The organism is Streptomyces sp. NPDC005374, assembly GCF_042872225.1.
GTDB lineage: Bacteria > Actinomycetota > Actinomycetes > Streptomycetales > Streptomycetaceae > Streptomyces.
Map to the genome: position 1 here is coordinate 354,580 of NZ_JBIAKA010000011.1, position 13,411 is coordinate 367,990.

At 71.7% G+C, this 13,411-nt stretch carries 13 protein-coding genes; 6 read left to right on the forward strand and 7 right to left on the reverse strand.

Annotated features, from left to right (window positions below):
- Positions 1 to 154: 154 nt before the first annotated feature.
- The 3 genes from ACFYRX_RS28585 to ACFYRX_RS28595 form a co-directional block, all read right to left on the reverse strand.
- Positions 155 to 1,420 carry an NAD(P)/FAD-dependent oxidoreductase gene (locus tag ACFYRX_RS28585; RefSeq protein ID WP_389105464.1) on the reverse strand — a complete coding sequence of 422 codons (1,266 nt, stop codon included), beginning with the start codon at positions 1,418 to 1,420 and terminating at the stop codon, positions 155 to 157.
- A gap of 134 nt (positions 1,421 to 1,554) precedes the next feature.
- Complete coding sequence (locus ACFYRX_RS28590; RefSeq protein WP_389105467.1) at positions 1,555 to 2,808, reverse strand: deoxyguanosinetriphosphate triphosphohydrolase; 1,254 nt, start codon at positions 2,806 to 2,808, stop codon at positions 1,555 to 1,557.
- Between the two features lie 85 nt (positions 2,809 to 2,893).
- The gene (locus tag ACFYRX_RS28595; RefSeq protein ID WP_389105469.1) at positions 2,894 to 3,745 is read right to left on the reverse strand and encodes a sirohydrochlorin chelatase; all 852 of its coding nucleotides are present in this window, start codon (positions 3,743 to 3,745) and stop codon (positions 2,894 to 2,896) included.
- Between the two features lie 212 nt (positions 3,746 to 3,957).
- Here ACFYRX_RS28595 and ACFYRX_RS28600 point away from each other — a divergent pair, with 212 nt between their 5' ends.
- The 3 genes from ACFYRX_RS28600 to ACFYRX_RS28610 all read left to right on the forward strand — a co-directional run bounded on the left by ACFYRX_RS28600 (position 3,958) and on the right by ACFYRX_RS28610 (position 7,427).
- Entirely contained in the window at positions 3,958 to 4,644 is a 687-nt protein-coding gene (locus ACFYRX_RS28600) for a vancomycin high temperature exclusion protein (RefSeq protein WP_389105472.1), read from the forward strand.
- 123 nt (positions 4,645 to 4,767) lie between these two features.
- Positions 4,768 to 5,175, forward strand: coding sequence for an SH3 domain-containing protein (locus ACFYRX_RS28605; protein ID WP_389105475.1), 408 nt, complete (start codon positions 4,768 to 4,770; stop codon positions 5,173 to 5,175).
- Positions 5,176 to 5,345: 170 nt separating this feature from the next.
- The gene (locus ACFYRX_RS28610; RefSeq protein WP_389105477.1) at positions 5,346 to 7,427 is read left to right on the forward strand and encodes a molybdopterin oxidoreductase family protein; all 2,082 of its coding nucleotides are present in this window, start codon (positions 5,346 to 5,348) and stop codon (positions 7,425 to 7,427) included.
- A 1-nt stretch (position 7,428) separates the two neighbouring features.
- Here ACFYRX_RS28610 and ACFYRX_RS28615 read toward each other — a convergent pair whose 3' ends face one another.
- Positions 7,429 to 7,848 carry a gamma-glutamylcyclotransferase family protein gene (locus ACFYRX_RS28615; RefSeq protein WP_389105480.1) on the reverse strand — a complete coding sequence of 140 codons (420 nt, stop codon included), beginning with the start codon at positions 7,846 to 7,848 and terminating at the stop codon, positions 7,429 to 7,431.
- 131 nt (positions 7,849 to 7,979) lie between these two features.
- Between ACFYRX_RS28615 and ACFYRX_RS28620 the strand changes: the two genes are divergently transcribed.
- Positions 7,980 to 9,635, forward strand: coding sequence for a M4 family metallopeptidase (locus tag ACFYRX_RS28620; protein WP_389105483.1), 1,656 nt, complete (start codon positions 7,980 to 7,982; stop codon positions 9,633 to 9,635).
- A gap of 83 nt (positions 9,636 to 9,718) precedes the next feature.
- Here the strand turns inward: ACFYRX_RS28620 and ACFYRX_RS28625 are convergent, their stop codons facing one another.
- The gene (locus ACFYRX_RS28625) at positions 9,719 to 10,147 is read right to left on the reverse strand and encodes a VOC family protein (protein WP_389105557.1); all 429 of its coding nucleotides are present in this window, start codon (positions 10,145 to 10,147) and stop codon (positions 9,719 to 9,721) included.
- Between the two features lie 433 nt (positions 10,148 to 10,580).
- Between ACFYRX_RS28625 and ACFYRX_RS28630 the strand changes: the two genes are divergently transcribed.
- Together ACFYRX_RS28630 and ACFYRX_RS28635 are read left to right on the forward strand one after the other, a co-directional pair.
- The gene (locus tag ACFYRX_RS28630) at positions 10,581 to 11,102 is read left to right on the forward strand and encodes a hypothetical protein (RefSeq protein ID WP_389105485.1); all 522 of its coding nucleotides are present in this window, start codon (positions 10,581 to 10,583) and stop codon (positions 11,100 to 11,102) included.
- A gap of 134 nt (positions 11,103 to 11,236) precedes the next feature.
- Positions 11,237 to 11,920, forward strand: a complete 684-nt coding sequence (locus ACFYRX_RS28635) for a class F sortase (protein ID WP_389105487.1) — start codon at positions 11,237 to 11,239, stop codon at positions 11,918 to 11,920.
- Here the strand turns inward: ACFYRX_RS28635 and cpt are convergent.
- Together cpt and ACFYRX_RS28645 are read right to left on the reverse strand one after the other, a co-directional pair.
- A complete protein-coding gene (gene cpt, locus ACFYRX_RS28640; RefSeq protein WP_389105490.1) occupies positions 11,904 to 12,449 on the reverse strand; it encodes a chloramphenicol phosphotransferase CPT in 546 nt (181 codons plus the stop codon). The two genes, ACFYRX_RS28635 and cpt, sit on opposite strands and share 17 nt — an antisense overlap.
- Positions 12,450 to 12,492: 43 nt before the next feature.
- A complete protein-coding gene (locus ACFYRX_RS28645; RefSeq protein WP_389105492.1) occupies positions 12,493 to 13,275 on the reverse strand; it encodes a sulfite exporter TauE/SafE family protein in 783 nt (260 codons plus the stop codon).
- Positions 13,276 to 13,411: the final 136 nt, after the last annotated feature.

Below are 13,411 nucleotides of genomic sequence, written 5' to 3' on the forward strand. Positions count from 1 at the left end.
ACTCCTGAGGCCAGACGGCTTTCCGGCCGGGGGTCCGGGGGTCGCCCCCCGGGAATCACAGCACGGGGCCGAACTGACACTCCTGAGGCCAGACAGCTTTCCGGCCCGGAGGCCCGGGGCCCTCGGGAATCGCAGGACGGGGACGGACTGATACCTAGGGGACGAGGCTTTCGAGTGGGACGTGCGGGTCCGCCAGCGACTCGGTGTCCACCCGGGTTCCCGATCGGATCAGTCCCTGAATCGGCTCAGTGACGTCCCACACATTGACGTTCATCCCGGCCAGCACACGGCCCTGCTTCACCCAGAACGCGATGAACTCCCGCTTCCCCGCGTCTCCCCGGATCACCACTTCGTCGTACGAGCCCGGGGGCGCCCAGCCGCTGTACTCCATACCCAGGTCGTACTGGTCGGAGAAGAAGTAGGGCACCCTGTCGTACGTCACCTGGCGGCCCAGCATCGCGCGGGCCGCCGCCGGGCCGCCGTTGAGGGCGTTCGCCCAGTGCTCGACGCGCAGCCGGTTGCCGAAGAGCGCGTGGTGGAACGAGGCCACGTCGCCCGCCGCGTGGATGTCGGGGTCGGAGGTGCGCAGTTGTCCGTCCACCGCGATCCCGCCGCCGTGGGCGCGGTCGGCCAGCTCCAGTCCCGCCGCCTCCGCGAGAGCGACGCGCGGGGCCGCGCCGACCGCCGCGAGGACGTCGTGCGCCGGGTGCTCCTCGCCGTCGTCGGTACGGGCGGCCAGCACCATGCCGTCCTGGCCGACGATCTCGGTGAGCCGGGCGCCGAAGTGGAAGCGGACGCCGTGCTCACGGTGCAGCTCGGCGAAGAGGTTGCCGAGCTCGGGGCCGAGCACGGAGTGCAGCGGGGTCGACAGGGGTTCGACGACGGTGACCTCGGCGCCGTACTCCCGGGCCGCCGCCGCGACCTCCAGGCCGATCCAGCCGGCGCCGGCGATCACGAGGTGGCCGTTGTCCCGGCCCAGGGTGGCCAGGACGCCCTTGAGGCGCTCGGCGTGAGCCAGGCGCCGCAGATGGTGGACGCCGGCCAGATCGGTGCCGGGGACGTCCAGGCGGCGGGGTTCGGCGCCGGTGGCGAGCAGCAGCTTGTCGTAGCGCACGACGGTGCCGTCCGCGCCGAAGCGGACCGTCTTGGCCGCACGGTCGATGGCGTCGACGGTCTCGCCGAGGTGCAGCTCGATGTCGTTCTGCGCGTACCAGGCGGGTTCGTGCACGAAGACGCTGTCGCGCTCCTCCTTGCCGAGGAGGTAGCCCTTGGAGAGCGGCGGGCGCTCGTAGGGGTGGTCGCGTTCGTCGCAGATCAGTATCACGCGGCCGGTGAAGCCCTCCGTCCGGAGCGTCTCGGCCGCCTTCGCGCCGGCGAGACCTCCTCCCACGATGACAAACGTCTGATCCGCGTCGACCACTTGATGCCTCCTCGTAAAGGTGCCGCCACATGGGAGCGTCCCGCACGGAGTGTGATGGGGGAAGAGGGAGTGGCCCGATCAGGCCACGGAGGGTCACATTCGGGCACGTTTCCCGTCACTCCTGCACATGTGTTCTACACATGCCCCGTGAGACGGGCGTGAAGCGAACGCGCGGACGCGTCGGTGAGGGACGCGATCTGGTCGACGATCACACGTTTGCGTGCGCGGTCGTCGGGTGCCCGGTCGAACAGCGCGCGGAACTGGGGGTCGAGGCCGTCCGGCGCGCGGGCGGTGAGCGCGTCGGCGAGTTCCGCGACGACGATCCGCTGATCGGCCCGTAGCCGCTCCTGCTCGGCGCGCTGCATGACGTACCGGTCGGCGACCGCCTTGAGGACAGCGCACTCCAGGCGGGTCCCGTGCGGTACGACGAGTTCGGCGTCGTACCGCGTGAGCCGCCCGGTGCCGTACCGCGCGCGTGAGGCGGCCTCAGCGGCGAGGCAGAAGCGGCCGATGAGCTGGCTGGTGGCGTCCTTGAGACGGGCCTGGGCTACGGCCGAGCCGTCGTAGCCGTGCGGCCACCACGCTTCTTCCTGCAGGCGGTCCAGGGCTGCCGCGAGCTCCGCCGGATCGGTGTCCTCGGGGACGTATCTGCCGCGGGCCACCTCGAAGACCTCCTGGCGTTCCGGCTCCGCGTGCAGGTAGTTGGGGTCGATGTGGCCGGCGTGCAGTCCGTCCTCGACGTCGTGCACCGAGTACGCCACGTCGTCGGCCCAGTCCATGACCTGCGCCTCGAAGGTGGTGCGGGTGCCGGGGGCGTCCTTGCGGATCCAGTCGAAGACGGGGCGGTCGTCCTCGTAGACACCGAACTTCTGGGACGTGGGGTCGGTGGGGTGGGCCCCTCTGGGCCAGGGGTACTTGGTGGCCGCGTCGAGGGTGGCCCGGGTGAGGTTGAGGCCCACGGAGCCTTCCTCGGTGAACCGCTTGGGCTCGATGCGGGTGAGCAGCCGCAGGGACTGGGCGTTGCCCTCGAAGCCGCCGCAGTCCTCCGCGAACTCGTTCAGCGCCTGTTCGCCGTTGTGCCCGAAGGGCGGGTGACCGAGGTCGTGGGAGAGACAGGCGGCTTCCACGAGGTCGGGGTCGCAGCCGAGGGCCGCGCCGAGCTCCCTGCCGACCTGGGCGCATTCCAAGGAGTGGGTGAGGCGGGTGCGGGGGCTGGCGTCCCACAGGCTGTTGCGCTCCCCCGGTGTGACCACCTGGGTCTTGCCCGCGAGTCGTCTGAGCGCCGAGGAGTGCAGGACGCGGGCGCGATCTCGTTGGAACGCGGTGCGGCCGGGGCGTTTGTCGGGTTCTGGGGCCCAGCGTTCGGTGGACTGCGGGTCGTACGACATGTCTCGACAGTACGGGCAGGTACTGACAATCCGCGTGCACGTCCACGGGGTTACGCGCCCCTGTTCCGCGTTCCTGTTCCGCGCCCTAGGCGGCTGTGGTCACCCGGGTCGCCAATGCCTGGTCGTAGCGGTGCAGGAGAAGGCCCGCCATCGCGGGGTGGGTGCCCAGCGGTGCCGAGGCGATCCACGGGGCCTTCTGCGCGCACTGGGTCGCGAACAGGCCCGGGGCCGTGAAGTACGAGGCCACCGCCACCCGGTGGCGGCCCCTTGCCGCCAGCGCCCGGACCGCCGTGTCCACCGTGGGGGTCGCCGCGGAGGCGTAGGCCGGGACCACCGGGACTCCTAGGCGGTCCGCGAGGAGTTGGGCCGTGCGGCGGGTGTCGACGGCCGACTCCGGGTCGCGGGAGCCCGCCGCCGCCAGGACCACGGCGCTCGTCCGCCGCGTCTCCTCGTCCATCCTCGTGCGCCAGCCGGCCTCGACCAGGCGGGCGTACAGGGTCTCCACCAGGAGGGGGTGCGGGCCCAGCGGAGCCGCCACGCGCGTGCGTGCCGCGGCGGCGGCCGCCATCTCGGGGATGTCGCGCTTCACGTGGTAGCCGCGGGAGAGGAGCAGCGGGACCAGGACCGCCTCCGCCGTGTCCAGGGACGCCAGGGTGTCCGGCAGCAGGGGCGCGTTGAGCTCGATGTGCCCCAGGTGCACCGGCACGCCGGGGCGCTGCTCGCGGACCTGGTCCAGGAGCCCCAGGACCGTCTTCAGGGTGCGCGGGTCACGGCTGCCGTGGGCCACCACCACGAGCGCGGGCGGCTCGGGGCGGCGCCGGCCGTCGAGCTGGACGAGGCTGAGCTGGCTGGCGAGCTGGCTGCTGATCCGGTTCATGATGTGCGCCGTACTGTCGAGGTGGTCGCGAGGAGCTTTCGACTTACTCGTCGCCGTCATGAACCGATGGTGACGGCCGGAGGTTGCCTTCCCGTTGCACGGGAATGACGGGTGTTTTCCGGCGGTTCACGGTGGGGTGCAGGGGGTGTGTGAGGTGGCGTGACCTGCGGTGTCACCGCTCGCAGTGAGCCTGGTCACGCCCTCACCGGTGAACCGCCCGGGCCGGCACCACGTCTCTGGATGTCGAAGGGCCGACCGGGAGGGACCGTCCGATGCGACTGCCGAAGGCGCGAAGACCACGGCTGCCACGCACGCGTGCCGGGCGGCGACGGCTGGTGCAGGCCGTGGTGGCGGGCTGTGTGCTCGCCCTGCTGCCGGCGACCTGGCTGTACCTCTCGACGGGCGGCCGGCTGCGCACGACGGCCGACGCGCCGCGTACCGAGGTGGCCGTCGTCTTCGGCGCCGGTCTGTGGGACGGCGAGCCCTCGCCGTATCTCGCCAACCGGCTCGACGCGGCGGCGAAGCTGTACCGGGACGGGCGGATCAAGGTCGTACTCGTCACCGGCGACAACAGCCGCGAGGACTACGACGAGCCGGACGCCATGCGCGCCTATCTGACGCGGCACGGCGTCCCGGGCGGGCGGATCGTCAGCGACTACGCCGGCTTCGACACATGGGACTCCTGCGTCCGCGCCAGGAAGATCTTCGGCGTGCACAGGGCGGTGCTCATCAGCCAGGGCTTCCACATCCGGCGGGCCGTGGCGCTCTGCGAGGCGGCGGGCGTGACGTCGTACGGCATCGGTGTCGACGCCAAGCACGACGTCACCTGGTACTACGGCGGGACCCGGGAGATCTTCGCGGCGGGCAAGGCGGCTGTGGACGTGGTCTTTCATCCGGCTCCGCGGTTTCTGGGGCCGAAGGAGGCGGGGGTGTCCGACGCGCTGGCCTCGGCGCGCTGAGCAAGCGGGGGCGCGGGGTCCGCACGCGGCGATGTGGTGAACGGTGCATGACAGTTGACTGCGGCGAGGGTCCTGCCGCGCATGATGGGGCGCGAGAGTCCGACTGACATGTAGGGGGAAAGCATGCTCTCGTCCGTCAAGCGCGCCCTGACCAGGCGCCGCAGGGCAGCAACCGTCGTCGCCACGGCACTGCTCACCGCGGGTGCCGGGCTGACGTTCGCGCCGTCCGCTGTCGCCGACCCGTTCCGGTGCCCGTCCAATGTCGGCAGCGACAGCCAGTCGCTGTGCGCCCATGTCATCAAGATCGACGCCGGCAGCACCCTGACCATCCGCTCCGGCCCCGGCAGCGGCTACTCCAACGTCGGCAGCCTGCCCAACGGGGCGACCGTCGAGGTGGAGTGCTGGACCTACGGCTCCCCGGTCAACGGCTACACCATCTGGACCCAGCTCTACAGCGCCGGTGCGGCCCGGTACGTCAGCGACTACTACCTCGACACCGGAACCGTGCAGAACTTCCTGCGCCAGTGCTGAGGCTGTGGTCTCTTTCACCTCACAGGCACCGCACGTACCGACCTGCGGCCGTTCTCACCTGCGAGGGGTGCCTGCCTCACCGTTCCCGGGCGCCGGCGGGGAGGTCGCCGTCTTGGCCGCGTAACACGGAGCCGTCCCCGGCGTAACACGGCCGAAGCACGCTGAAGGGCATGCCGAACTCCGCGACGCCCACGCACTGCCCGTACTGCGCCCTGCAGTGCGGCATGAACCTCACCCCCGGTCCGGACGGGACCCTCGAGGTGAGCGAGCGCGCGGACTTCCCGGTGAACCGGGGCGCGCTGTGCGGCAAGGGCCGTACCGCGCCCGCGGTGCTCTCGTCCCGGGTGCGCCTGACCTCCCCGTTGGTGCGCTCCGGGGGCACACTCGTGCCCGCCGGCTGGGACGAGGCACTGGACCGGATCGCCGAGGGATTGTCCCGCACGCGCACGGAGCATGGCCCGGACGCGTGCGGGGTCTTCGGCGGGGGCGGCCTCACCAACGAGAAGGCGTACACGCTCGGCAAGTTCGCGCGGGTCGTCCTCGGCACCTCGCAGATCGACTACAACGGCCGCTTCTGCATGTCGTCCGCGGCGGCCGGCGGGATGAAGGCCTTCGGCCTCGACAGGGGGCTGCCGTTCCCGCTGGAAGACATCCCGAGGTCGGGCTGTGTGATCCTCGTCGGCTCGAACCTCGCCGAGACCATGCCGCCGTCCCTGCGGTTCTTCAACGAGCTGAAGGAGAACGGCGGCACCCTGATCGTCGTCGATCCGCGCCGCACCAAGACCGCCGAGCAGGCCGACCTGCACCTGATGCCGCGCCCCGGCACGGACCTCGCGCTGGCACTCGGACTGCTGCACCTGATCGTCGCCGACGGGCTCGTCGACGAGGAGTACGTCCGTGAGCGCACGGTCGGCTGGGAGGACGCGCGAGCCGCCGCGATGGCCCACTGGCCGGAGTACGTGGAGCGGATCACCGGCGTTCCGGTTCCCCAACTCCGGGAGACCGTAAGGCTGTTCTGCGAGCCCGAGTCCGCGATGGTACTCACCGCGCGCGGGCCCGAGCAGCAGTCCAAGGGCACCGACACCGTGAGCGCGTGGATCAACCTGTGCCTGGCGACCGGGCGGGCGGGGCGGCCGTACAGCGGCTACGGCTGTCTCACCGGACAGGGCAACGGGCAGGGCGGGCGCGAACACGGCCAGAAGGCCGACCAGTTGCCCGGCTACCGCAAGCTGGACGACCCGGCGGCACGGGCGCATGTCGCCGAGGTGTGGGGCGTGGACCCCGACTCGCTGCCGGGGCCCGGACGCAGCGCGTACGAGCTCCTGGACGCGCTCGGCACCGACATCAGGTCGCTGCTGCTGATGGGGTCCAACCCGGTGGTGTCGGCGCCGCATGCCGCGCACATCGAGGAGCGGATCAAGTCCCTTGACTTCCTTGCCGTCTGTGACGTCGTGCTGTCGGAGACCGCGGCCCTCGCGGACGTGGTCCTGCCGGTGACGCAGTGGGCCGAGGAGACGGGCACGACGACCAACCTGGAGGGGCGGGTGCTGCTGCGCCGGCAGGCGATCACTCCCCCGGACGGTATCCGCAGCGACCTGGACGTCATGCACGAACTCGCCGACCGCCTCGGCGTGGAGAAGGGCTTCCCGACCGACCCCGAGGAGGTCTTCGAGGAGCTGCGCCGGGCGAGCGCGGGCGGCCCGGCCGACTACTCCGGGATCACGTACGGGCGACTGGCCGCGGAGAACGGGGTGTTCTGGCCGTGCCCGACCGAGGACACGGCGGTGCACCCCGGCACTCCGCGGCTCTTCCTGGACCGTTTCGCCCACCCGGACGGCCGGGCCCGCTTCGTCGCCGTCTCGCACCGGGCGATCGCGGAGGAGCCGGACGAGGAGTACCCGGTGCTGCTGACGACCGGCCGGGTCGTGGCGCAGTACCAGTCCGGCGCACAGACCCGCAGGGTGGACGAGCTGAACGCCGCCGCTCCGGGACCGTTCGTGGAGTTGCACCCGCGGCTCGCGGAGCGACTCGGTGCGGCCGAGGGCGACCCGGTTGCCGTGGTCTCGCGGCGCGGGCGGGCCGTGGCGCCGGCCCGCATCACGCTCGGCATCCGCCCGGACACCGTCTTCATGCCCTTCCACTGGTACGGCGAGGGCCGCGCCAACACCCTCACCAACCCGGCCCTCGACCCGACGTCCCGGATGCCGGAGTTCAAGGCGTGCGCGGTGCGGGTGGAGACGGTGGAGCACTAGCTCATCTCAGCAGCCAGTCGCCGCTCTCGATGAGCTTGCCGCGGGCGCGCAGGCGGGCGGCGACGGCGGGTGCGGCCACGTAGACCCAGGCGGGTACGGACATGCCGTCGGCCGTGCGGATCACCTCGCGGGTGACCCGTTCGTAGTGGTTACGTCGGTCTCCCGGGGTGTACTCCTCCAACTCGTCGAGGGCGACGAGCAGTTCGGCGTGTGCATCGGCCCGCGGGGTGACGAGTTCCCCCATGACCGCTCCCCCGGCCTCCTCGACGGCGTAGGGGTAGCCGGGGCCGTCGTACAGCAGCGCTCCGGTCAGCCGGCCCGGCTCCTCGGAGCGGATGCGGCCGCGCAGGAAGAGGTCGTGGTTGACCTCGCCCCGGCGGAGGGTGCCGTAGACGAAGAACGGGAGTCTCGCAGGGGTCACAGAAACGATTCTCTCCTCTCACACACCTGCACGTGACGCGGTATGGACACGGCTTGTCATGACCTCTTAAATCTTCGACAACGTCCGCGCCATCCCCCACGCGCCCCGTTGGCGCCTTTCAGAGGAGACCGATGAGTCGGATACGGCCGTACGTCCGAGGTGCCCGTTCCCGTCGTCTCGCCACCGCCGGAGTGGCCGCCACCGCCGCCACCCTGCTGGCCGCCGCCCTCTCCCCCACCGCAGGTGCCGCCGACAGACCGACCAGGGCCACCGCGCTCGACAACGCGGCGTCCGTCCTCGCCGACCGGGCCTCGGCGCTGGGGCTCACCTCCGCCCAGGCCACGAAGGTCCGTGACGTGATCGTCGACGCCGACGGCACCCAGCACGTCCGCTACGACCGCACCTACCGCCAACTGCCCGTGCTGGGCGGTGACTTCGTTCTCCACCTGGCGCCGAACGGGGCGTACGAGAGCTCCTCGCGGGCCACGAAGCGCGCGATATCCCTGTCGAGCGTCACCCCGGCCCTGTCCGCCCCGAAGGCCGCCGACCTCGCCGCGAACGCGCTGAAGGCGGCCAACCTCGGCGAGACGCTGAAGAAGCTGACGGCCAAGCCGCAGCTGGTCGTCGACGCCCTGCACGGCGCTCCGAAACTGGCCTGGCAGACGAACGCGGCGGCGCAGGACTCGCTCGGCAACCCGGTCGCTCGCACGGTGCTCACGGACGCCAAGTCCGGTGCGCAGATCGACGCGTGGGACAGCATCGAACAGGCGGCGGGCGACGGCAAGTCGCTGTACGGCGGGACGGTTCCGCTGGAGACGACCCTGTCGGGGTCGACGTACCAGCTGAAGGACGCGACGCGCGGGAACACGTACACCGGTGACGCGGCCAACAAGACCGACCTGTGCTTCCTGAACATCTGCCTCAGCCGGGCACCGGCGACCCTCTTCACCGACGCCGACAACCACTGGGGAACGGGGGCCACTTCGGACCGTTCCACCGCCGCCGTGGACGCGCAGTACGGCACCGACGTCACCTGGGACTACTACAAGAACGTCCACGGGCGGAACGGCATCGGCGGGGACGGCAAGGGCTCCTACAACCGCGTCCACTACGGCAACGCCTACAACAACGCCTTCTGGGACGACAGTTGCTTCTGCATGACGTACGGCGACGGTGACGGGACGCAGCTCGGTCCGCTGGTGTCGCTGGACGTGGCGGGCCACGAGATGTCGCACGGCGTGACGTCCAAGACGGCGGCGCTGACGTACTCGGGCGAGTCGGGCGGGCTCAACGAGGCCACCTCCGACATCTTCGGGACGCTGGTGGAGTTCTACGCGGGCAACTCCTCGGACACCGGCGACTACCTGATCGGCGAGAAGATCGTCCGCTCCGGCTTCGGACGCGACGCCCTGCGCTACATGGACAAGCCCTCCAAGGACGGCAACTCCGCCGACTCCTGGAGCAGTTCGGTGGGCAACCTCGACGTCCACTACTCCTCCGGTGTCGCGAACCACTTCGCGTACCTGCTGGCGGAGGGCAGCGGCGCCAAGACCATCAACGGGGTCAGCTACAACTCCCCGACCTCCAACGGCTCCACGGTCACCGGGATCGGGCGGGACAAGCTGGGCGCCATCTGGTACCGGGCACTGACGGTCTACATGACGTCCTCGACGAACTACGCGGGGGCGCGGACGGCGACCCTCAACGCCGCGAAGGACCTGTACGGCGCGGGCAGCACGGAGTACAACGCGGTGGCCGCGGCCTGGAGCGCGGTGAACGTGAACTGACGCCCCCGTCCGGGAAGTTGAGGTGCGGCCGCTCCGGGTTCCGGGGCGGCCGCGTCCGACTCGGAACCCGGAACGAGGAGCGCTCAGCCGAAGTCGGGCAGGGTGACCGTGCCGTCCTCGGCCAGCGGAAAGCCCGGGTTGTGGGCGATCTCCCAGGCGTGGCCGTCCGGGTCGGTGAACGCACCGGAGTAGAAGCCGATGGCGTTCACGGCGGGGGGCCTGGTGACGGTACCGCCCGCCTCGGCCACCTTCGCGAGGAGGGCGTCGGCCTCGGCCTGGGATCGGACGTTGTGGGCCAGCGCGATCCCGCCGAAGCCGCTCGCGGAACCCGGCTCCAGTCCGCAGTCCCGCGCGAGCTTCTCCCGGCTCCACAGGACCAGGCCCAGTCCCCCCGCCTGGAAGAAGACCGTCTCCTGGACCTCCTGTCCCCGCCAGCCCAGAGCCTCGTAGAAGGCCTTGGAGCGGTCCAGGTCCGAGACGCCCAGCGTGATCAGGGTGATGCGCTGTTCCATGCCCATCGCGTCACCGTAGCCCGTCGCGGGGAGGCCGGTGCGACACGCCGGTTGCCTGTCGCTCAGTGCCCGTCCTCACCGCACCAGTTGGCCCGGCATCGACGTCGCCGCCGCGTCCGGGCCGCACGGATCCTTCAGCCGGCCGCCGCCGAAGGAGACCTCGGCGTCGGGGCGCGCGGCTCGGCGAGGATCCGCGGGGGTGCCACCGGCTGGGTCACCCGTTCACACGCGCGCCCCGCACTCTTCGGGTTCTCTTCGGCAGCACCCCTGCCGTACGGCGGTGACCTGCTGAAACTCCGGCCCGAGCGTCTGAAGGACCGCCGATCTGACACCCATTCACCGTAATCCTGACGCTCCCTCAGGAAGCGGGCTCGGCCCACTGGCACTTACCTCGAAAGCACAGGGACCCCGCCCGAGAGCTCGAAGGAGCACCATGCGCCCCACCGCTCGCCTGCTGACCGGCAGCGCGCTCGTCGTCGCCGCCGCGGGTCTCGTCTGCGCGCCCGCCCACGCCGGGGACGCGGACGGACTCGAGGTGTTCCCGTCCTCCGTCGTGCCGGGCGGACAGGTCACGGTGAACACGGCGGCGTGCGGGGACGGCGGTACGGCGGCGGGGGACGCCGGCGCGGTCGGCGCGGGCACCTTCACGCTGGCGCCCAGTACGCACGAGGGCGACGCGATCGGGCAGTTCCTGGTGCCGCCGAGCGCGCAGCCCGGGACGTACGAGATCGCCGCGACCTGTGCGGAGGGCGGTCGGCGGGTGACCGGTGACCTGGTGGTGACGCTGACGTCGGTCCGTCAGCAGGTGTACCCCAGGGGAAGTGTGAAGACGGGGGTCGGTGGCGCGCTCGGCCCCGATCCCGTGCAGACCGCGGCCGGCGTGGCGGCTCTCGCCGTCGCCGCCGCGGGCGGTACCTGGCTCCTGCATCGCCGGGCGAGAGGCGACGGGATCTGACGGACACCCTCCGCTGTCCGTCCGCCGGTACCGCATGTCCCCTCCCCTTCCGGGCCCGACGCCCCTCGCGGCCCGGAAGGGGTGGGAGACCGGCCCGACTCCGGGCCGCCCGACTTCTGCGAGAAGAGGCTCCTGTGCGCGGGTTCGGCAGGCTCAGGCTCCGCGACCGCGGCTTCGGCAACCGCAGGTTCGGCAACACCGCCATAGCGGGTGTCACCGTGCTGGCCCTGTGCAGCGGTGCGTGGCTGCTGCACAGCGGCGCCGAGACGCACGCCCCGCCGCAGCCGTCCGCCGCCCAGGCCCACTCCCCCGGAGAGGACGCCCCCGGCCGCGATGCCTCGGGAGCCGCCGCGCCCGCCCTGCCGCCCTCCCCGCCCGACCGGGTCCGCATCCCCGCGATCCGCGTGGACGCGCCTTTGACGGGCCTGGCCCTCACCCCGAGCGGCAGCCTCGACGTCCCGCCGGCCGCGCGGGAGAACCTCGCCGGCTGGTACGAGGCCGGGACCACTCCCGGTGAGAAGGGCACCGCGATCGTCGCCGGGCACGTCGACAACGCCGACGGTCCCGCCGTCTTCTACGACCTCGGCGCCCTCCAGAAGGGCAGTGCGATCGACGTGGACCGGCGCGACGGGACCGTCGCGGTGTTCACGGTGGACGCGGTCGAGGTGTACGACGCGAGGGACTTCCCGGACGAGAAGGTGTACGGAGCCGCGAAGCGGCCGGAGCTACGGGTGATCACCTGCGGCGGGGGCTACTCGCGCTCGACCGGTTACCGGGGGAACGTGGTGGTGTTCGCGCACCTCACGGGGAGCCGTTGACGACCGCGTCGGCGATGGTCCGCGCGCAGTCCCGGGACGCGGTGCGGGTGGAGTCGACCTCGATGTCGTAGGCCACGCCCTGGTGGACGATCTCCGCCTGCTTCTCGGCCATCCCCCGTGCCCGGTCGCCCCGCACGCTCTCGCGGCCCGCGGCGACCGCGGCCTCGCAGCGCACGCCGACCCAGAGCACGTCCAGTCCGGCCAGGGCGCCACGCCAGCGTTCCTGGGAGCGCGGTCCGCCGAGGAAGACGTCGTCGACGATGACGCGGGCGCCCGCGCGGGCCGTCGCGGCGAGCCCGGCCATCCAGGCCCTCTCCAGCCGCATGAAGTCCGCTCCGACACTCACCCCGCCGTCCGCCGTGACCTCGATACCCGAGTCCGACTCCTGGAGGGCCGGGGGCATGGAGGCGACGAAGTCGTCGATGCCGAAGGCCAGCCACGGCTCCGGCAGCTCGGCCTGGAGGCAGTGGGCGATGGTCGACTTGCCGGAGCTCGATCCGCCGTTGAGCACGATCACCTGAATTGTCACCAGGGCACGATAGGGGACCTCCGCTCCGGGGCCCCACCGGTTTTCAGGCGATCCACTGCTCGTACGCCAGGTTCGCCACCAGGGCGAGGACGACGGTCAGCAGGACGACCCGGACGAACCCGCTGCCCTTCTTCAGCGCGGTGTGCGCGCCGAGCATGCCGCCGGCGAGGTTGAAGACGGCCATCAGGGCGGCCAGTTGCCACAGGACCGTGCCCTGCCAGCCGAACATCGCCAGTGCTCCCGCGTTGGTGCAGCAGTTGACGATCTTCGCGGTGGCGGAGGCGGTCACGAGGTCGAGGTGGAGGACGGCGGTGAGGGCGAGGACCAGGAACGTGCCGGTGCCGGGGCCGACGAGACCGTCGTAGAAGCCGATGCCGAGGCCCGCGAGGCCGATCGCGGCGAGCACCTGGCGGCGGGTGGCCGGGCCGGTCGCGGGGGCGGTGCCGAAGGCGGGGCGCAGGATCACGAAGGCGGCCACGGCCAGCAGGACCACCATGATCACGGGCTTCAGCACCTCCGTGCTCATCCCGGCGGCGAGGAAGGCCCCGGCCGAGGAGCCCGCGAGGGCGGCGACTCCGATCCGTACGGCCGTCCGCACATCCACCGGGGCCTTGCGGGCGTATGTCACCGCGGCCCCCGAGGTGCCGACGATGGCGACCGCCTTGTTGGTGCCGAGCGCGTACGCGGCCGGGGTGCCGGCGGGCAGTCCGAGCAACAGGGCCGGCAGCAGCAGGAGGCCTCCGCCGCCGACCACGGCGTCGATCCAGCCCGCCGCGAGGGCCGCGAGGCACAGGACGACGAGGGTGGTCAGCGATATGTCGGGCATGATCGCGACCCTATGGGATGAGTGCAGGGGCCATGAAAGGCGCCCGGACCGCGTGATCGCGGCGGCGGAACGTGCGTACGGTCACACGGCGGCGGTGACGCGGACGCCGTGGAGGGGCCCGCACGGTACGGGTCGT

Coding starts and splice junctions, on each gene's coding strand:
- ACFYRX_RS28590 (WP_389105467.1), bottom strand. CDS start 2,808: ATGTCGTACGACCCGCAGTCCACCGAACGCTGGGCCCCAGAACCCGAC.
- ACFYRX_RS28595 (WP_389105469.1), bottom strand. CDS start 3,745: ATGACGGCGACGAGTAAGTCGAAAGCTCCTCGCGACCACCTCGACAGT.
- ACFYRX_RS28600 (WP_389105472.1), top strand. CDS start 3,958: ATGCGACTGCCGAAGGCGCGAAGACCACGGCTGCCACGCACGCGTGCC.
- ACFYRX_RS28605 (WP_389105475.1), top strand. CDS start 4,768: ATGCTCTCGTCCGTCAAGCGCGCCCTGACCAGGCGCCGCAGGGCAGCA.
- ACFYRX_RS28610 (WP_389105477.1), top strand. CDS start 5,346: ATGCCGAACTCCGCGACGCCCACGCACTGCCCGTACTGCGCCCTGCAG.
- ACFYRX_RS28620 (WP_389105483.1), top strand. CDS start 7,980: ATGAGTCGGATACGGCCGTACGTCCGAGGTGCCCGTTCCCGTCGTCTC.
- ACFYRX_RS28625 (WP_389105557.1), bottom strand. CDS start 10,147: ATGGAACAGCGCATCACCCTGATCACGCTGGGCGTCTCGGACCTGGAC.
- ACFYRX_RS28630 (WP_389105485.1), top strand. CDS start 10,581: ATGCGCCCCACCGCTCGCCTGCTGACCGGCAGCGCGCTCGTCGTCGCC.
- ACFYRX_RS28645 (WP_389105492.1), bottom strand. CDS start 13,275: ATGCCCGACATATCGCTGACCACCCTCGTCGTCCTGTGCCTCGCGGCC.